Genomic DNA, 19,237 nt, shown 5'->3' with positions numbered 1-19,237 from the left:
CGGGCGGGCCGCCCATCTATCCCTATTAAAGGTAGCTTTAGCAGCATCATGTTCCTGTCCATCGCGACCACCCATCGCCCGGCCACCGACCTCGGCTTCCTACTGCACAAGCATCCCGAGCGCGTGCACGAGACCGAGTTGCCGTTCGGCAAGGCCATCGTCTTCTATCCGCAGGCTGAAGGCGCGCGGTGCGAGGCGGCGCTGGTGCTGGACATCGACCCAATCGGTTTGGTGCGCGGCAGAGGGCGTTCGGAAGGTCTGCTCGACGCCTATGTCAACGACCGCCCCTATGCGGCCTCGTCCTTTCTGTCGGTCGCTATGGGCCGCGCATTGCGCACGGCAATGACCGGCTCTTCGCGCGAGCGCCCCGACCTCGCCGTGACCGAAATCCCGCTTGAGGTGATCGTCACCCCCCTGCCCGCGCGCGGTGGCGTGCGTCTGGTCCATGAGTTGTTCGAGCCCCTGGGCTGGTCCGTCGAGACCGAGGCCGTGGCGGATGGGGGCGCCCTGACCGGCAAGACGCCGACGTATGTGAAGCTGAAGCTCGCCGGCAAAGCGCGCCTGCAGTCCCTGCTCAATCATCTCTATGTGCTGATCCCAGTTATGGACGACGACAAGCACTACTGGGTCGGTTACGACGAGGTCGAAAAGCTACTCAAGCGCGGTGAAGGCTGGCTGGACAACCATCCGGCCCGCGACCTGATCGTCCGTCGCTACCTGAGCCACCGCCGGGCCCTGGCGCGCAACGCGCTGGAACGGCTGGCGCCGGACACGGGCGACGAACCCACAGAATCCGAGAAGCGCGTGACACCGGAAGCCGCGATCGAAGCGCCCATGAGCCTGAATGATCGGCGCCTGGACGCAGTTGTCGAGACCCTACGCGCTAGCGGTGCGCGCGCTATCGCCGACCTCGGTTGTGGCGAAGGCAAACTGCTGCAACGCCTAGTGCGTGAGCGCTGGGTCGAACGCCTGGTCGGCGTCGATGCGGCCGCGCGCGACCTAGAGTGGGCGTCCAAGCGGCTAAAGCTCGACGTCGCCGGCGCGCCGCCAGATGGCCGCGTCACCCTGCTGCACGGCGGGATCACCTACCGCGACAAGCGGTGGGAGAATGTCGACGCCGTCGCCCTGGTCGAGGTGATCGAGCACCTGGACGCCGAACGCCTGCCGACCCTTGAGAAGATTGTCTTCAGCGCCGCGCGCCCGGCGACCGTCGTCGTAACCACGCCAAACTCCGAGTACAACGCCCTGTTCTCCAATCTCGCGGCCGGCGCCTTCCGTCACCCAGATCACCGGTTCGAATGGACGCGAGCGCAGTTCGAAGGCTGGGCAAGCGGCGTGGCCGAAGCCCATGGCTACGAAGTGACGTTCGGTAGTATCGGCTCCATCGACGATACGCATGGCGCGCCGACGCAAATGGGTATCTTCACCAAGGGGAGCGCGGCATGAACGTCGACATCCCCGACTTCGCCCTCGTTGTCCTGATTGGCGCCTCCGGCTCCGGCAAGTCGACCTTCGCAGCTCGCCACTTCGCTCCGACGGAGGTCATTTCCTCCGACCGCGCCCGCGGCTTGGTAAGCGACGATGAGACCGACCAGTCGGTCAGCGCCGACGCTTTCGAACTCGTGCGCGCCATCGCCGAGAAGCGACTCAAGCATCGCCGGCTGACTGTGATCGACGCCACCAATGTGCGCTCGGCCGATCGCAAGGGCTGGATCGAGATCGCCCGCCGCTGGCACGCCCTGCCGGTGGCGATCGTGATCGACATGGGCATCAGCGTCTGCGTCGAGCGCAACAAGGGCCGCGCGGGCCGGCCGTTCGGCGTCAATGTGGTTCAGCGGATGTCTTCCGAGATCCGCCGCGGCCTTCGAGGCCTGCAGCGGGAAGGTTTCCGCCAAGTGTGGACGCTGAGCAACGAGGCTGAGGTCGACGCCGCCATCGTGGAGCGCAAGCCGCTATGGACCGACAAGCGTGCCGATTGCGGGCCGTTCGACATCATCGGCGACGTGCACGGATGCGCCACTGAACTGGAGGAACTGCTGACCTTGCTCGGGTATGTGGTTGCCTGGGGCGAAGCCCTTGGTGAGCGATCCGTTGTGGTCACGCCGCCGGCTGGGCGCAAGGCGGTCTTCTTGGGAGATTTGGTCGATCGCGGACCCAACGTTCCCGATTGTCTACGTATCGCCATGAGCATGTGTGCAGCAGGGACCGGCTACTGCATCCAGGGCAACCATGAGCGCAAGTTCGGCCGCTGGCTGGCAGGACGCAAGGTGACAATCGCGCACGGCTTGCAGCAGACCATCGACCAGTACGAAGTGGCCGATCGCGGTTTCAAGGAAGCCGTCCAGTCCTTTGTCGACGATCTGCGCAGTCACCTTTGGCTCGACGGCGGCCGACTCGCTGTCGCCCACGCTGGCCTGAAGGCCGAGATGATCGGGCGCGGCTCCGGCGCCGTGCGGGAGTTCGCCCTCTACGGCGAAACCACAGGCGAGATCGACGAGTTCGGCCTACCGGTCCGCGCGGACTGGGCCGCCAGCTATCGCGGCGAGACGACCGTGGTCTATGGGCATACCCCGGTTCCCGAGGCGCAGTGGGTCAACAACACCCTTTGCATTGACACGGGCTGTGTGTTCGGCGGCAAGTTGACCGCTCTTCGTTGGCCAGAGCGCGAACTGGTGGAGGTCCCGGCGCACCACGTCTGGTGCGAGCCGATGCGGCCGCTCGCCCCTGCCACCGACGGGCGCTCGGCTCAAGCCGAAGCCGATGACCTGCTCAACATGGAGGATGTCAGCGGCCGGCGCTGGATCGACACCTCCCTGCGCGGGCGGGTGGTCGTGGCCGAGGAAAACGCCGCCGCCGCCCTGGAGGTAATGAGCCGCTTTGCGCTTGCGCCCCAATGGCTAGCCTATCTGCCGCCGACCATGTCACCGACCGAGACCTCCTCGGCCGATGGCTGGCTGGAGCGGCCGGAGGAGGCCTTCGCCCACTATCGCAAGCAGGGTGTGGCCGAGGTGGTGTGCGAGGAAAAGCATATGGGCTCGCGGGCGATCATCGCCCTTTGCCGCAACGCGGACGCCGCTCGTGTTCGCTTCGATGCGGCGGGCGGCGAGACTGGCGCGATCTGGACGCGCACGGGTCGGAGCTTCTTCGACGACCCGGCGATGACCGAGGCGCTGCTGGGTCGCTTGCGGACAACAGTGGACGCAGCCGGCCTATGGGATGAACTCGCCAGCGACTGGCTGTTGCTGGACGCAGAGATCATGCCCTGGTCCGCCAAGGCAGGTGCCCTGATCGACGCCCAGTACGCGCCGGTCGCGGCCTCGGCACGCGCCGGCCTCGGAGCCGCGTCAGCGGCCCTGATCCGCACCAACGCGCGCGGTGTTCCGGCTGAGGCCCTGGTCGCGCATTTCGTCGATCGCCAGTATCGCTCCGCCCTCTATGCGCGCGCTTGGGAGCCCTATGTCTGGCCAGTGTCCGGCGTCGACGATCTGCGCGTCGCGCCGTTCCATCTGCTGGCCAGCGAGGGCCGCGTTTGGTTCGACCAGGACCACGCCTGGCACATGGGCCTCGTGGACCGTCTGGCCGCAATGGGACAATCCTTGGTCGCTCTGACCCGCTGGCGACTTCTTAATCTCTCAGACGCTGGCGCCTGCACAGACGCCGCAAAGTGGTGGGAGACACTCACAACTACGGGCGGCGAGGGAATGGTGGTCAAGCCGCGTGACTTCATCGCCAGAGGGCCCAAGGGCCTGCTGCAACCAGCGCTGAAGGTGCGCGGGCGCGAATACCTGCGCATTATCTACGGCCCGGAATACGATGCGCCAGAACACCTTGCCCGCCTTAGAGAGCGAAGCCTGAACGGCAAGCGCAACCTCGCCCTGCGCGAATTCGCCCTTGGACACGAGGCCCTGCGACGGTTCGTGGCCGGCGAACCGCTGCGCCGCGTGCACGAATGCGTCTTTGCCATTCTCGCACTGGAAAGCGAACCGATCGATCCGCGGCTTTAGAGGTCCGGCAAAGTCACTTCACAACTTGCCCGCCAGTTTGTCGCCTAACGTCGTCGCCGCCATCGACTTTAGCGTCGACGCGATCCGCGCCGAGCAGAACGTAACGACGTTCGCGGATACATTTTTTGGTTCGCCAAAGGCGAACTTTCGACTGCCCGCCTCTGGTCAAGAGCACTCGTTCGATCAAGTCCGCCTCGCGCCAATTGATTTGGTAAAATGTCTCGTGGCCAGGAAAGAGGTTCCGGTCTCCGCAAGGCGAGGCGTGCCTTCCGCCTCAGGCCGGCATTCCTTTGCGTACTGCGGCAGCAGCTTGGCCAGCTTCCTGAAGTTATGTGCCGCGCTGCCAGGTGGAACTCCTCTCCGTCTCCGTGTGGACCGCGGAGCCGAAATCGGTCGAGCCGCAGGATTCTCTTCAGTGCGCGAACAACCTCTACAAATTCTGCTGCTGTTGGCGCGAGGTGATGTACGCGTCTGTCTCGGCAGTCGCCTTGGCCATGTCGCGGTCTACCTCTTGGATTAATCTCTGGATCGTTCGGGCCAGCTTGTTCGAGCAGAATCGGGGCTCTAAGGGGATGTGTCGCAGGTATGCTCGCTAGTGTGCTAGCGGACCGCGCCCTCACCCACGGCCCGTCTGGTACGAATTGGAATGGCGTAATTTGATTTTAAACGACCTACGTTGCTAATATTTACGCTCGGTTCCGCACTCCTGTAAATAGATTGTGCAGTGTAGGAAAGTAGCTCAAAAATGGGCACGAGGCGACGTCGTGAGCCATCCCATTTATCTGGGCACAGCCTCTTAGTTGCTGCATTGTGTGCAAGGGCGCTAGGCTTGGCAAGCCGCTGCAATTCGCAATCAATTGCAGAGAGCTAGCCGGGATTGTTGGGCGGGTTCGAAATGGCGGAGCACCCCGTTGCCACACGTCTCTCGCGACCAGAACTCTGGATTGCGATTTGCAGCGCTGAATTACCTACGATGACTCGGAGAACGTGGCGGGGGAGATATGAGAGTGTCAGCTTTCTGGAGCGGCTCCGAAGCGGTCAAAATTTGACGTACGAGTCTGCCCGACGTCTTGAGTTTGAATATCGTCGCTTCTTGTACCTCAAGGCTGTTGACGGGGGCCTTTTGGCGCCATCCAAGCGGGTCGATCAGGCTTGGCATTTGCATATCGAGTCTGACAATGATGCTTGGGAGCACTTTTGCAAAGAAATACTGCTTGGTCAGCAGTTAGAGCACATGACTGGGTTATCAATCGGCGCGGTGCAATCCGCTTATTCTCGAACACTCGATCTTTATCGTCGGGAGTTCGATGAAGAACCGGCTCCTGATATATGGCCGGGCGATGCCGAGAAGCGGCGCGCTGCAATTGGTCGGAGGCTTGTTCTCGGAGGTTTAGTGATGTTTTTTCTCGGTTTGATTATGGGAACGACTGGAATCACTAAAACAGGTGGGTTCACAATTGCTGTAGCAGGATGTTGCCTGATCTTGGCTGGAGCATATATTGCCCGAGGTACCGACCTCGAAGGTGAATCAGGGTGCGGTTAGCCTGGTAGTAAGGGCAACGTTGCCGTCTCCGCTCTCGATAGGATCAAGCCGTCTACCGTCAGATATTTGCAAAAATATCTGAGCAAGCCAGTCCACTGCGAGGTCCGTGCTGGATATCGGTCCTGCTAGGGCTAAAACCTCGAACGGAGCGAGATCCAGCGGCGGCATCGTCACGGAGAGGTCAAAGCGCTTGGCGTAGGTTCGGGCCACACCTTCGGGGACGGTGAGCACAGCATCGGATTCCGCCACCGTTGCCAAAGCAGCGAGAAACTGGGGAATCGCCGCAACCACCGTCCGCTTGCGGCCACGCTTTCGCAGCGCGACGTCAACCGCGCCCTCGAAATCACCCGCTGCGGATACCAGCAAGTGATCGAGCTGCAGAAACGTCTCAAGGTCGAGGGAACGCTCAGATACAGGGTGTCCATGTCGGCAGACCACGACAAAGGTCTCCTGACGCAGAACAGTGCTGCGATAGCCTTCAGGGACGTGTGGATATACGCCAACTGCAAGATCGAGCCGGCCATCAGCCAGCGCCGAGATCGAGTCCGCGCGCCCCATCGACACCAGCGACATACGAGCCGAGGGCGCGTGCAATGAAAGGAGCGAGAGGGCGCCTGGCAAGAAGGTGGCAATGACGTAGTCGAGGGCCGAGACCTTGAAGCTTCGCTCCAGGCGTGCCGGATCGAAGATGAAAGTGTCATCAAGGACGGCCCGTAGCTCAGCCAGCACCCGTGCCACGGGAACAGCGAGGGCCAGTGCCCGGGGCGTAGGGACGACGGAATTGCCCTGTCGAATAAAAAGCGGATCCCGGAAGATGTCGCGCAAGCGTGTCATTGCGTGACTGATGGCAGACTGGGTCAGCCCGAGGCGGGCCGCCGCATGTCCGAACTTGCGGGACCGCACCGCTTCGTCGAACACCAGAAGCAGCGTCAGGTCGAGCCGCCGCAGTTGATTGTCACTCAAGCGCTGCATGACGGGTTTTCAGTCGCATGAAAGTGTTGCTCGGTCTAGATCGTGTGCACAGCAGCTGATACCCACTCGATCAGGAGCTCGCCATGACCATCCTCGTCACCAATGCGAACGGCAAAGTCGGAAGCCAGGTTGTGGCAGCACTTCTGGCCCTGGGCCAGGAAGTTCGCGTCGGCGCTCGCTCGCCGAAAAAGGCGCAAGACCAGTTTCCCGGCGCAACAGTCGTTCCGTTCGACTACGCAGACAAGGCCGGTTTTGCCGCAGCACTCGAAGGGGTCGATGCCGTGTTCACGTCCGCCCCTTACGACCTCCTGCCAGGGGCCGAAATCGACCTGATCGCAGCGGCCAAGGACGCCGGCGTGAAGCACGTGGTCAAACTGTCGGCGCTGGGCGTTGAGGCCGACCCTACCAATCCCCACAGCGTGGTCGAGGCGGAACTTACACGGTCGGGGCTGGCCTGGACCGTTGTTAGGCCAACCTTCTTCATGCAAAACTATGCGACGCTTTCGGCGGCAGGGATCCGCGACCAGGGCGCAATCTATGAGCCCGCCGCGGATGGCAAGTCCGCCTTCATCGACACGCGTGACATTGCGGCGGTCGTCGCAGAGGTGTTGATCGAACCCGGGCACGTCGGCAATGCTTACGCCCTCACAGGGCCGGAGCCGCTGGATCGGGCGAGCGTCGCAGCCCTGATCGGGGAAGCCGCTGGGCGCCCGGTCCAGTACGTGCCGGTCGATGATGCAGCGCTGCGCAACGCCATGGCCGGCGCCCCGCCGGCGCTGGTCGAGCTGATGAGCGGGCTCTTCGCAGCGGTCCGGGCAGGCCGGACCGCGAACACGACCACGACGGTCGAGGACGTGCTCGGTCGCCCCCCGGTCGACTTCAGGACTTTCGCGAAAGATCATGCGGATGTGTGGCGGCAGACCGTCTCGTGAACCTCCACTCTCGATCCGGAAGCGCCTGACGACCCGCAGACATCACGCAAATGGTTAGTGCAAGCGCAACGCGCTCAGGGTCGGTTAACCATTCCGGTCGAGAACCGAGACGAGGGGCACTCCACCGTTTCGGATACCGCACATGGCAGATTATTCACGCCGTCTGTTCCTGCGCACCGGCAGCATCGGTATCGCTTCCGTCGTGAGCGGGTGCGGCTCGATCTTCGAGGGCGGGCTGTTCGATACACCCGCGAGCCGGAGCGGGGCGACCGTCAGCCGTCCGAATTATGCCGAGGTGTACGGCAAGTACTCCGGCGAGCAGTTCCCGGTGACAGCCTTCGATTACAAGACGGTCGATCCCGCCTACCTCCGCCAGGTGGTCGCTTACAAGGGGCCCGAGCCTGCGGGGACGATTGTGGTGAGCCCGTCGGAGCATTTCCTCTACCTCGTGGAGCCCGACAGAAAGGCGACGAGATTTGGTGTTGGTGTTGGGCGCGAGGGGTTCGGCTGGTCGGGCACAGCACAGATCAACATGCGGCGTGCATGGCCCGACTGGGTGCCGCCAAAGGAAATGGTCGAGCGCGATCCTGACGTGAAGGCTCAACTCGTAAAGACATCGCGCGGCGACGGAGTCCCTGGAGGTCCGAAAAGCCCGCTGGGCGCACGAGCGATGTACCTTTACGGCGAGGCAGGGGACACGGGGTACCGGCTGCACGGGACCACAGAGCCCGAGACGATCGGAACGAGTGTTTCCTCAGGCTGCGTCAGGTTGGTCAACCAAGACGTAATCTACCTGTACGGCCGGGCTCCGGAAGGGGCGAAGGTGATTGTCCTGTCAGTATAGCGGCTCGATGAGGTGCTTCTGCTCCTTCTTTGACTGCTGGGCCAGCTCGGCCGTGATGGATACCAGAACCTTCCGGGGCGTCGCAGAATGAAACCCATTCGGAGCCGTTCTCTTCAATTTGAAAAGCAATCGCACCGGCCATGAGTTGCCTGTGCGCCGATGTCGTTGAAAAGGTCGGCGTTGCTGCGGGTGTGAAGTCCTCATGCATTCGTCCTCGGGCTTGGAGACGACGTGATGATGGGCGAAGGGACGTTGGCTCTTGAAACGCTGTTCTACGAGTTGAGCCTGGAGCGACATATCCCGGCTGATCACCTCATCCGCGGCATTGACCGGTTTGTCGATCTCTCCGGCAGTCGCGCGCAGCTGCGCCCGTTCTACAGCAAGCTGGGTCGGCCCTCGATCGACCCGGAACTGATGATTCGGATGCTGCTGGTGGGTTACTGCTTCGGCATCCGCTCCGAGCGCCGGCTCTGCGAGGAAGTCCACCTCAACCTGGCTAATCGCTGGTTCTGCCGCTTGGGTCTGGAAGGCGCCGTGCCGGACCATTCGACATTTTTCGAAGAACCGGCACGGCCGCTTTCGCGACAGCGACATGCTGCGCGCGTTGTTTGAGAACACCGTGCAGCGTTGCATGGACTAGGGCCTGGTTGGTGGCGAGGGCTTTGCCGTCGACGGCAGCCTGATCAGGGCGGACGCGAACACGCAGCGCTCCGCCGATGCATCCGAGACCGTCGACTGGCCCGCCCTGGCCGAGACGAGGCGATCGGTCAGGGAGTACCTGGACACCCTCGACGAGGCCGCCATCTCAAGCTGCACCACTACCTATTGCTAGCCGAGCGCGCCCCCATAGGCCCCGCCAACGACTCCCTGGCCGGCACCTTCGCTGAGTGAGCCAGGACAGCCGTCTGTGACCGGAGGTTGATCTTCGCTGACCGCGGTAACGCTCAAGCACTAGCATTTGCCATCCAGGAGGAGATCGGCCATGCGACGGCTCACGAAAAATGAACTCTCGAAGTTTCGCCTCGAGTTCGAACAGGGAATGCCGATCGCGGCGATCGCGAAGAAGTACGGCGTCCAGTACGCCACCCTGCAGCGGTGGAAACGGAAGGGCTCCTGGAAGCTTTGGGTCCGCCCGCCCCAGCGCAAGATGGCAGCCGAGGCGAAAGTGTCGGCGCAGGAGTTCCGTAAGGATGACCGCTCGGACCTCGCCCTCATAGACACGCATCTGGCTGAATGGAAGGCGATCAGGCGCATGCTGCAGGAGGGTGTGGATCGCAAAGACCGAGCGCAGGTCGACTTCGTACAATCCTGCGCAAACGTGATCGCGACGATCCAGGATCGAGAACGAGAACTGAAGGCGTTGCGAACAAAGGGGCGACTGAAGGTTTTGGCGCTGCGCCCGCCCGCTGCCGAACCCAAGCCCCCACCTACGCCTGGTCGGTTCACACCTAAGATCCGACGCCCTGAAAATGTACGCCCTTCCATGGCTAGCGAAATCAAAACGGTCGACGATCTCGTCAAGGTATGGATGCCCTCGGATCCCCCGGCGAGCGCCGCTCACCGCAAGTACTGGATCAGTCACATCAATGGCTTCTGCGACTTCGTAGGGCAGCGCGGCCCGCGCCTCGTTACACGCGACGATGCCTTCCGCTGGCGCGATCAGCTGATCCTCTCTGGCATGACGGCCCGAACGGCGCACTATGGCCGGGTGGCGGCCCTCCGCGCGCTCTTCCAGTACGCCGTGCATGCAAACGTGGTGTCCGAGAACCCCTTTACGAACGTCATCTTCCGCTACGACCCGCGCCCGTTCCAGCGCCGTGGTTTTTCAACTGCGGAGGCGCGAACGATCCTGGCTGCGACGCTTCAGAGCTTCGACCGGCAGTTGCCCTACACGCGAGCCCTGAGACGCTGGGTGCCGTGGCTCTGCGCCTTCACGGGAGCTCGGGCCGGCGAGGTCGTCCAGTTGAGAAGGCAGGATGTCCAGGAGATTGATGGCATTCCGTTCATGGTGATCGACCCGGAGGCAGGCCCCGTGAAGGGCTATGTCGGGCGCAAAGTGCCCCTGCATCCGCAGCTGGTGGAAGACGGTTTCCTCGACTTCGTGCGCACGCGTCCGGAGGGCTACCTATTCGCTGACGAGGATGGAACGCTGCACCGCTTCGCCGTTGTCGGTTATCTCGGGAAATGGATCCGCAAGCTGGGCGTCGGCGACAAGAAGGCGGCACCGCTGCACAGCTTCCGCCATCGCTTCAAGTCGGTCGCCCGCGAGGTCGGCATAGGCAGGGAGTACCACGAGGCTATCACTGGCCACCGGGCCGGGCGCACGCGAGGCGACGATTACGGCGAGGTGCCGCTCAGCGCTCTCTACCGCGAAATCCGCAAGCTGCCGCGGATCGTCCTGACACGGCCTGAATCGCTGAGAGAACTCGCACCCTAGGGCGCCCGTCCGACGAAGCGCATGGGACGCAGCTCGAAGATCCAATAGCCTTCACCTGGCTGAAGTCCCGTCTCGCTTCCTGCCATCTTCGAGCATAGGTCTTCGGCCGCGTGGAAGGCCTCCCGCTCAGACGGGTATGTATCGAGGACGGTTAGGTCATCGACCAGACTGCCGCGATCGACGGAGGCAATCGCGTACCGCGTTCCCAGCAGTGCATCCGTCCTGCCGAATTCCATTTCTACCTCCCTCGAGACGTCGGCCAATCTGCTGAATGCGAGAAAGCGATGCAAACCTAATCCGTGTGTCGTGCAGGTATTCTGCCTTGCGCCACAAGCGCCCATTCCACCGTGAGCCAATAGCTGACATTCAGCGCATCCAGGCGTGTACCTTTTAAGTTCACTTGCCCATCCGTCAGGGACAGGTGTCCCAGAACCCGCTGCGCCGGCTTGGATCGGTGTAATACCAGCACAGACCTGGCTGAGGCGGGGGCGACGAATAGTAGGCGGTTGCGGCTGCCGCGGTGACGAAGCCTATCGCGGCGCCGGCCGCAATTGCGCCGACGGGCGCCCAGCGATAGGGGCGCACCCAACGGGCGCGGGCTGATGGTGCAGAAGCATCGATCCTCGGCGGTGTGCGAGGGCGATCAGGCGGCCAGTACTGGCCGCCTGCAATTGCGATCATCACGGAGGTCGGCAAGCCACTCCGGCCAAGCAGCGGCGCGTGAAGGGCAACACCGCACTGCTACGGCATCAGCGCGCCGACCTTCGGCATGATGGACCGGTCGTTGGAGAAGATCCGACGACGTCGGCGCGGCGGTTGATCTCACCGTTGAGACGCACGAGCGAGTTCCTGGACGCGCTCGCCTGGATCATGATTTCGCGAGGGCTTGTCGCACCAGCCAGGTGTCAGTGACCATGTCGAATCGATCCAGTTGGCCGTCACGGACATGCCAGGTGTGGACGAACGGTGCGCGCATCGACCGGCCCGTTGCTTTCGCGGTACCAGCATAGGTGCCGAACACGATGACACGGTCGCCCTCCGCGATGAACTCGCCTGGCGTGGCGCTAAAGCCGTCCCAGTCCCGCATCAGCGGGACGAGGAGCTTGTCGACGACATCCTGGGGGCTGGTCCAGGTGCCGCTGTAGTAGGGGAAGCCTTCGGCCTCCGTCCATGTCAACTCGGCATGGAGCGTGGCGAGCAGGCCGGGGACGTCGCCCCGGGCCACGGCGGCGTAGAAGGCACGGGCCGTTGTGATGGGGGTGGTCATGGTGGTTCTCCCAGTGCGATGTGTTCAGGCGGCCAGAGAAGCCAGCGCGCCCAGACCGAGTGCTTCCACGACCCCCTGCTGGACGGGGGCCGTCGCATCGTTCAGCGCGGCGGCGCCGAAGGGCTGACCGACGACGGTGCGGGCGGGACGGGTGCCCTTGGGTGCCGCAACGAGCCCGTCAATCGCGACGGCGACATCGTGCGCGTCGGGTGCGCCCTCGGCCGAGAACATCGCTCCGAAGGTCGCGAACATCTGGGCGGGAATATCGCCAACGGTGCCGTAAGCCTCACCCCGGGACTGATCGGCCGGGTGTTGGATGTTGGCATACATGTTGGTGGGATAGGCACTCGGCTGAACGAGGACCACGTCGACGCCCAGCTGCGAGACCTCGTAGCGGACGCTGTCGGTGAGGGCCTCGACGGCGAACTTGGAGGCGCCATAGAGCCCGAAGAAAGGGAACGTGACGCGCCCGAGCACCGACCCGACATTGATGATGAGGCCGTCGCGCGCGGCCCGCATCGACGGCAGAACGGCTCGCGTGGCACGGATGACGCCGAGGACGTTGGTGTCGAACAGCAGCTTGGCCTGGTCGGGCGTGAACGCCTCGGTGACGCCGGCGGATGCCATGCCGGCATTGTTGACGAGCACGTCGATCCCGCCGGCCCTCGCACGCACAGTGGCCACGGCAGCGTCGACGGAGGCCTCGTCGGTGACGTCGAGTTCCACGACATCGAGGCCGGCCGCCGCCAGCGCCTCGGCCTGGGACCGGTTCCGCCCGGCAATGTCGCGCATCGAGGCGAACACGCGGTGCCCGCTGCGGGCCAGGGTGAAGGCGGTGACTCGGCCGAAGCCGCTGGAAGCACCTGTGATCAGGACGGTCTTGCTGAGGGTGGACATCGGGTTGATCCTTGTGGAGCAGCGGGCCGGCCTGGCCCGGTGCGCAAGGAGTAGGGCCTTCCGGATTTTGCCGGTATCCGGTTTTCTTTGAAGGCCCTATTCCAGATTTTGGAAGGTTTGCCGTGGACCGCTTCGACGCCATCCGGACCCTGCTCGCCGCCGTGGATGGTGGGAGTCTCTCGGCCGCGTCTCGCTCGCTAGGCATGCCGCTGCCGACGGTCAGCCGCAAAGTGTCGGAACTCGAACAACACCTCGGCACCCAGTTGGTCGTGCGCACCAGCCGGAAGCTCGTCCTGACCGAGGCCGGCACCGCCTTCGTCTCGGAAGGCCGCGCGGTGCTGGAGAGGCTCGAGGAGGCCGAGCGCGCGGCCGCCGGCGAGTACCGGGCGCCGCGAGGCGATCTGCTCGTGACCGCCTCGATCATGTTCGGCAAGCTTCACGTCACGCCGATCGTGCTCGATTTCCTGGCCGCCTATCCCGAGGTCAACGTCCGGCTCGTGCTGGCCGACCATGTCATTGATCTACTGGACAATCATGTCGACGCGGCGGTCCGCATCGGGCATCTCTCGGACACGGCGCTCGTGGCGGCCAAGGTGGGCGAGATCAGGTGGCTGACCTGCGCCAGTCCCGACTATCTTGCGCGCACGGGCACGCCCGTCACGCTCGGGGACCTGGCCCGCCATGACTGCATCGCCTTCGAGGGTCTGCAGATGGTGCGCACCTGGAGCTTCGGAGGCGGGGCCGATCGGTCCGTCAGCTTCAAGCCGCGTTTTGCCGTCAACACGGCGGAGTCGCTGATCGAGGCTGCCCTGGCCGGCATCGGCATCGCGCGCCTCACCTCCTACCAAGCGGCGGGCGCCGTGCTCGCGGGCAAGCTCGTGCCGATCCTGCGTGCCTTCGTGCCCGAGCCCTTGCCGATCCACCTCGTGCATCCCGGCCAGGCGATGATCCCGTTGAAGCTGCGGGCATTCCTCGATTTTGCACGCCCGCGCCTCAAGGCGCGGCTCGCCCCGCTGGCGGACATCTGAAACCCATGGGCCGTTTCATGGAGGTTGGAACTTCCATCCTGTGGAAGGCAGCCTCCAGAAATCACCGGCTGCTACCGGCGAACGCAACTCTCTAGATCTGGGGCACGGCCAACACGGCCCGTCGCACCCCATTCAGGAGATCGCCATGTCCCGCATTCCCACCCCGTCAAGCATCGCCGATGCGCCTGCCACGTCGCAGCCCCTGCTCGCGGCCGTGAACAAGCAACTTGGCACCGTGCCCAACCTGTTCCGCCTCGTCTCCACCAGCCCGCAGGCCCTGGAGGGTTATCTTGGCCTGTCCGCGGCGCTCGGGAAGGGAGCCCTCTCCGCACCGACCCGCGAGCGTATCGCGCTCGCCGTCGCCGAGGTGAACGGCTGCGACTATTGCCTTTCGGCTCATACCTATCTCGGCCGGACCTTGGCAAAGCTCGACGACGCCGAGATCACCGCCAACCGGAGCGGCGCCTCCAATGATCCCAAGGCCGACGCCGCGGTCCGCTTCGCGGCCAAGGTCGTGCGGACCCGCGGCCATGTCGGCGAGGCCGACGTGTCTGCCGTACGCCAGGCCGGCTACAGCGATGCCGAGATCATCGAGATCGTCCAGCACGTCGCGCTGAACACGTGGACCAACTACGTCAACGAGGTCTTCAAGACCGATATCGACTTCCCCCGCATCGAGGCCCGCAGGGCCGCCTGACCTTTCCCATCACCATCGGCACAAACCCGGGGGCAGCGCGTCACCGAACGGCGACGCGCGCCCTCCTTCCAGGAGAAAGATCATGAGTTTCAAGATCCGTCTTCTCGCCTCGGCCCTGGGCTTTGCCCTCGCGGCGAGCCCTTTCACCGGCCTGGCCCCCGTTCGGGCGCAGAGCGCTGCTACCGTCACGACGACGACGGTCTCCGCGACGCAGGTCACCTATGGAACGGTGAAGGTCGATGGCCTGACCATCGCCTATCGCGAAGCGGGCGACCCGAAGAACCCGAACCTTGTGCTCCTGCACGGCTGGCCGTCCTCGTCGCACCAGTATCGCGACCTGATCGTGGCTCTTGCGCCGCGCTTCCACATCATCGCGCCGGACTACCAGGGCTTCGGCAACAGCGACCGCCCGGATCCCGCCACCTACGCCTACACCTTCGAGGGCATCTCGGTGACAATGGAGAAGCTGCTCGCGGCGAAAGGCTTCGACCATTACGGCCTCTTCATGCAGGACTATGGTGGACCCGTCGGTTTTCGGATCATGGGCCGCAACCCGCAGGCGTTGGACTGGATCATCATCCAGAACACGAACGCATACGAGGTGGGCTTCACGCCGGCGTGGGATGCCTTCCGGAAGGCGCTGTGGGTGAACCGTTCGCCCCAGACCGAGGCGCCGCTCGCTGCCTTCAATAGCCATGACGGCATCAAGGGGGTCTATCTGGCCGGCGCGGGCCATCCCGAACTCGTCAGTCCCGATGCGTGGGAGTCGGACGACGGCTTCATGCGCAAGCCGAATGGGCTGAGGCTCAACCTCGACCTGTTCTACGACTACCGCACGAACGTGGCGCTTTACCCTCAATGGCAGGCTTTCCTGCGGGAGAAGCAGCCAAAGACGCTGATCTTCTGGGGCGAGAACGACCCCTTCTTCTCGCCGGAAGGTGGCGAAGCCTATCGCAGGGACTTGCCAAAGGCCGAGATCCACCGGCTGAACGCCGGGCACTTCGCGACCGAGGACAACCTGCCCTTCATCGCCGAGCACATCGTCGGCTTTTACGACAAGGTCGTGAAGCCGACGCCATGACCCCATACGCCGCCTGCGCTCCGTCGCAGGCGGCGATTATCGGCGGCCCCCTGCAGTGGCCGAGCATGAGCAGCGTTGTGTGGAGCACTAACTCCCCAAGAGCCGTAGGGCGCCCATCGCCAAAGTCGTCAATCGGTCAACTCTTCGCATCCGGGGGCAGGTCAGCCTCGCGCCAACAGCGGTAGTTCGCGAACGTACCGCAAGCGGACGTCGCGGCGAAGCGAGCCATCCGCGGTGCACTGGTCGCTCTTCGCCCTGGTCACGTCCTGTCAGCACGCTGGACCTCATCGCGAGGAGGACGCACTGCAGGTGGTCATTCCGGTCGCAAGCGTCTCTCGCGTGCAACAGCACAGAGACTTTAGTGAAAGGCTTGGACTGCTGTCACGAAAAGCCAAGCTAGAGCTTCTGCTCGCACTCTATCGTCGATCTGTCCAAGAGGAGCTAGGCGGAGCTTACCTTGATGAGATGCGGTTTGGCAGCAAGTTTGATGCTCGTTGCGTCTGCAACAGTCGCGGTCGCAAATGCTCCGCCGAAGAAGGCAAAGCCAGTAGTGCCGGTCGCAACCACAGCAACTGCACCGGTTCCTGCCACGTCGCCCAGAGAGGCTCAACCGGCAGCCGGGTCGGCTGAATCGGCCGACAAGCTGCGTGAGGCGGCGCAAAACCCTGTAGCCAACCTCATCAGCATTCCTCTGCAGAACAATACCAACTTCGACTATGGCCCGCTTCACCGGCCGCAGAACGTCCTGAACGTGCAGCCCGTCATCCCGTTCAAGCTGACCGAGGACTGGAATCTCATTACCCGCTGGGTCACCCCGGTGATCTACCAGCCGCGCTTGTCGCTGACGGACGGCGCCGAGTTGGGTCTCGGCAACATCCAGCCTTCGTTCTTCCTCTCGCCCGCCAAGCCGGGCAAGCTCATCTGGGGCGTCGGGCCAGTCTTCTGGTTGCCAACGGCGACCGGGAATACGCTTGGCGTGAACAAGTGGGGCGCCGGCCCCTCGGCCGTCGTTCTCACAATTCAGGACCACTGGGTCTACGGCGTGCTGGTCAACAACATCTGGGCAGGCACGCAGAACCAGCGCGTCAACCAGATGCTTATCCAGCCCTTCCTCAACTACAACATGGCCGACGGCTGGTACCTCACTTCCGTCCCGGTGATCACCGCCAACTGGCTCGCCAAGTCGTCCGACCGCTGGACGGTGCCGGTCGGCGGCGGCATCGGGCGCCTGTTCAAGGTCGGCAAGCTTCCGATCAACGCGCAGGTGCAAGCCTTCTACAATGTCGTCAAACCTGAGAGCGGTCCCGACTGGACCCTGCGTTTCCAGATCCAGGCGCTGTTCCCGACGTTCTGAGGCTCGACCAGCCCCGGGGCAAACAGATCCGACAAAGGCGACCGCCAGAGCACCTCACATCAAGGCTCAGAGGTGCGGCGGCCGCCGCTGCCGTAATGCGGACCTTGCCAAGCTCCGCAACGGGCCAAGGCTGCGCCTTGACCCGCACCTGCCAAGGTACGGTCCTTGTCTCTAGCAGGAATCTTGGATCGCCGACGCGCTGGCGTTCGAATTCGTGATACCCAAGGTTTGACGCCTGCTCTAGCCTCAGATGATCGAACACCACACCTCTCCGGGACGATTTGCAGCGGCTACTCAAATTCCTCCACACGATGGGCGCGATCGGCTTCATCGGCTCGCTCGCGTGCCTTCTCGTGTTGGAAAGCGTCGTGCCTCCACCGAGTTCGGTGGCAAGTTACGGGCTCATCTGTGGCGCGATGGGCCTCATCGCGAACTGGATCTTTTTCCCCTCATTCTTGCTGACGCTCGTTCCAAGCCTCGTGTCCATGGCCATCGTTCCTGCATACCGCAGCGCCGGCTGGGCCCTGATCAAGGCGGCTTCTGGCATTCCGCTCTTCGCGGGCGGCCTGCATGCGATGGCCCCGCTCCAGGATGAGGCCCGGCTGAGTGCTGAAGTCCTTGCTGGCCGCCTCGACCCGTCCAAGCTCGAAGGCGTCTCAGCGGGCGCGACGGGCACCATGTGGGTCCTGCTGGCCATCGGGACCGCCAACGTCGTGCTCGGCATCTGGCGCCATCGCATCAAGCGCTAGGTGCGGCACGACCATGACAAGCGCTTAGCTTGCCGCAGAGGTACATAGGGCCGGAGCTGCGACGTCGCGAGATGATCGCTTCATCAGGCTCTTCAACTCGAGAGCAAAGGGCGGAGTGCTCTCCGACGCTCGGAATGGTGTTTCGTCGGTGGGGCCGTGCAGGTCCTGCGAGATCATCATGGAGGGCCTCCTATGCGCATGTCCTTGCCCGCTCGGCGGCTGGATACGATCGACTGGACGACGGTTACCGCCCACCTCTATGCGAAGGGCTGGGCGATCCTGCCGACGCTGCTCACCAGCGAAGAGTGTCGTGCCGTTGCCGAGCTCTATGGGAGCGACGAAGGCTTTCGCAGCCACATCAACATGGCCCGGCATGGGTTTGGTCGCGGCGAGTACCGCTACTTCTCGTACCCGCTGCCAGACATGGTTCATGCGCTCCGAACTGACCTCTATGCCCGGCTGGGATCAGTCGCCAACGAGTGGCATGAGCGCTTGGGCATGAAAATCCGATTCCCCCCGGATCACGCCACCTTCATCGACCGCTGCCACCAAGCCGGCCAGACCCGGCCGACCCCTCTCCTGCTGCAATACGGCGCCGAGGATTACAACTGCCTGCACCAGGATCTCTACGGAGAGCATGTCTTCCCGCTCCAGGTGGCCATCTTGCTGTCCGAGCCTGGCGTGAACTTCGAGGGGGGCGAGTTCATGCTGACCGAGCAGCGGCCACGCATGCAGACGCGAGGCGCCGTCGTGCCACTGCGCCAAGGCGACGGAGTGGTGTTTGCGGTAAACACGCGCCCGGTAAGCGGCGGGCGCGGCAACTACCGGGTGAACCTGAGGCACGGGGTGAGCACAGTGCGCTCCGGCCGTCGCCACACGCTCGGCATCATCTTTCATAATGCCGCTTGAGCACGAGACTCTCACCCCCGCAGTGCTACGATATTGCGTCAGGCGATCGGCCGGCCCTCAATGCGGAAGCTCCCCTGCCCCGCCGCGACCTCCTGTCCGGGGGGACTTCCTTGAGGCGAGCAGGCCGGCGTCCCATGGAGAACGGAAGTGGAACATCGGGCGGGGCGGGTCAAGGCCGTCAAGTCCCCTTCCGCGCCTCCTCTGACCGGTCAGGGAAGTCCGGACGTTGGTACAGCTTCTCGATCTGGGTAAAGGTCAGTATGGGCCGCCCCTCCTCTCGGAGGATCGACGCGCTCATTCGCCGGATCGGATCGTCGACCCAGTCGACCATCGTACGTACAGCGCGAGCGAGGGTCATTGGCGGCAGGCCCCTCCGTGCTCACAACCAACGCTTGCGCGCCCGCGCAGCGCCAGGAGAGTCACGACCTCTTCGAAGTCGATGCGCGACACAAGCCCCTCCACCTAGCGGCTCAGCTCAGCTTGACCCGATCCCGCCCTGCCCGCAATCTGTTCCGCGACCCCG

The 19,237-nt window shown here is 63.7% G+C and carries 15 protein-coding genes and 1 pseudogene; 13 read left to right on the top strand and 3 right to left on the bottom strand.

Annotated elements, in window-relative coordinates:
- The first annotated feature begins 48 nt into the window (after window positions 1-48).
- From AC5JCN_RS05855 to AC5JCN_RS05845, 3 genes are all read left to right on the top strand, one after another.
- Entirely contained in the window at window positions 49-1,446 is a 1,398-nt protein-coding gene (locus tag AC5JCN_RS05855; protein WP_495754096.1) for a 3' terminal RNA ribose 2'-O-methyltransferase Hen1, read from the top strand.
- A complete protein-coding gene (locus AC5JCN_RS05850; protein WP_495754095.1) occupies window positions 1,443-4,004 on the top strand; it encodes a polynucleotide kinase-phosphatase in 2,562 nt (853 codons plus the stop codon). The genes AC5JCN_RS05855 and AC5JCN_RS05850 overlap by 4 nt, the downstream gene beginning before the upstream one ends.
- Window positions 4,005-5,097: 1,093 nt before the next feature.
- On the top strand, window positions 5,098-5,547 hold the full coding sequence (locus tag AC5JCN_RS05845; RefSeq protein WP_495754094.1) for a glycine-rich domain-containing protein: 450 nt from the start codon (window positions 5,098-5,100) through the stop codon (window positions 5,545-5,547).
- On the opposite strand, the gene AC5JCN_RS05840 is transcribed toward AC5JCN_RS05845, so the two are convergent.
- Entirely contained in the window at window positions 5,533-6,519 is a 987-nt protein-coding gene (locus AC5JCN_RS05840) for a LysR family transcriptional regulator (RefSeq protein WP_495754093.1), read from the bottom strand. The two genes, AC5JCN_RS05845 and AC5JCN_RS05840, sit on opposite strands and share 15 nt — an antisense overlap.
- A gap of 83 nt (window positions 6,520-6,602) precedes the next feature.
- Here AC5JCN_RS05840 and AC5JCN_RS05835 point away from each other — a divergent pair, with 83 nt between their 5' ends.
- The 4 genes and pseudogenes from AC5JCN_RS05835 to AC5JCN_RS05820 all read left to right on the top strand — a co-directional run bounded on the left by AC5JCN_RS05835 (window position 6,603) and on the right by AC5JCN_RS05820 (window position 10,732).
- The gene (locus tag AC5JCN_RS05835; RefSeq protein WP_495754092.1) at window positions 6,603-7,451 is read left to right on the top strand and encodes an SDR family oxidoreductase; all 849 of its coding nucleotides are present in this window, start codon (window positions 6,603-6,605) and stop codon (window positions 7,449-7,451) included.
- A gap of 142 nt (window positions 7,452-7,593) precedes the next feature.
- Window positions 7,594-8,295, top strand: a complete 702-nt coding sequence (locus AC5JCN_RS05830; protein WP_495754091.1) for a L,D-transpeptidase — start codon at window positions 7,594-7,596, stop codon at window positions 8,293-8,295.
- 234 nt (window positions 8,296-8,529) lie between these two features.
- Window positions 8,530-9,103, top strand: a pseudogene (locus AC5JCN_RS05825) (transposase); the annotation flags it as partial.
- Window positions 9,104-9,277: 174 nt separating this feature from the next.
- The gene (locus AC5JCN_RS05820) at window positions 9,278-10,732 is read left to right on the top strand and encodes a site-specific integrase (RefSeq protein ID WP_495754090.1); all 1,455 of its coding nucleotides are present in this window, start codon (window positions 9,278-9,280) and stop codon (window positions 10,730-10,732) included.
- Between the two features lie 868 nt (window positions 10,733-11,600).
- On the opposite strand, the gene AC5JCN_RS05815 is transcribed toward AC5JCN_RS05820, so the two are convergent.
- Window positions 11,601-11,999, bottom strand: a complete 399-nt coding sequence (locus tag AC5JCN_RS05815; RefSeq protein ID WP_495754089.1) for a nuclear transport factor 2 family protein — start codon at window positions 11,997-11,999, stop codon at window positions 11,601-11,603.
- A 24-nt stretch (window positions 12,000-12,023) separates the two neighbouring features.
- Window positions 12,024-12,896, bottom strand: coding sequence for an SDR family oxidoreductase (locus tag AC5JCN_RS05810; RefSeq protein ID WP_495754088.1), 873 nt, complete (start codon window positions 12,894-12,896; stop codon window positions 12,024-12,026).
- Between the two features lie 122 nt (window positions 12,897-13,018).
- Between AC5JCN_RS05810 and AC5JCN_RS05805 the strand changes: the two genes are divergently transcribed.
- The 6 genes from AC5JCN_RS05805 (at window position 13,019) to AC5JCN_RS05780 (ending at window position 18,714) form a co-directional block, all read left to right on the top strand.
- The gene (locus tag AC5JCN_RS05805) at window positions 13,019-13,924 is read left to right on the top strand and encodes a LysR family transcriptional regulator (protein WP_495754087.1); all 906 of its coding nucleotides are present in this window, start codon (window positions 13,019-13,021) and stop codon (window positions 13,922-13,924) included.
- Window positions 13,925-14,069: 145 nt separating this feature from the next.
- Entirely contained in the window at window positions 14,070-14,621 is a 552-nt protein-coding gene (locus tag AC5JCN_RS05800; RefSeq protein WP_495754086.1) for a carboxymuconolactone decarboxylase family protein, read from the top strand.
- An 82-nt stretch (window positions 14,622-14,703) separates the two neighbouring features.
- Complete coding sequence (locus tag AC5JCN_RS05795) at window positions 14,704-15,702, top strand: alpha/beta fold hydrolase (RefSeq protein WP_495754085.1); 999 nt, start codon at window positions 14,704-14,706, stop codon at window positions 15,700-15,702.
- 550 nt (window positions 15,703-16,252) lie between these two features.
- The gene (locus tag AC5JCN_RS05790; RefSeq protein ID WP_495754084.1) at window positions 16,253-17,056 is read left to right on the top strand and encodes a hypothetical protein; all 804 of its coding nucleotides are present in this window, start codon (window positions 16,253-16,255) and stop codon (window positions 17,054-17,056) included.
- 311 nt (window positions 17,057-17,367) lie between these two features.
- The gene (locus AC5JCN_RS05785) at window positions 17,368-17,805 is read left to right on the top strand and encodes a hypothetical protein (RefSeq protein WP_495754083.1); all 438 of its coding nucleotides are present in this window, start codon (window positions 17,368-17,370) and stop codon (window positions 17,803-17,805) included.
- A gap of 192 nt (window positions 17,806-17,997) precedes the next feature.
- Entirely contained in the window at window positions 17,998-18,714 is a 717-nt protein-coding gene (locus tag AC5JCN_RS05780) for a 2OG-Fe(II) oxygenase (RefSeq protein WP_495754082.1), read from the top strand.
- The last annotated feature ends 523 nt before the right edge of the window (window positions 18,715-19,237 follow it).

Source organism: Alsobacter sp. (assembly GCF_059501845.1).
The sequence above is the reverse complement of the archived record's forward strand: the minus strand, read 5'-3'. Positions and strand labels throughout refer to the sequence as shown.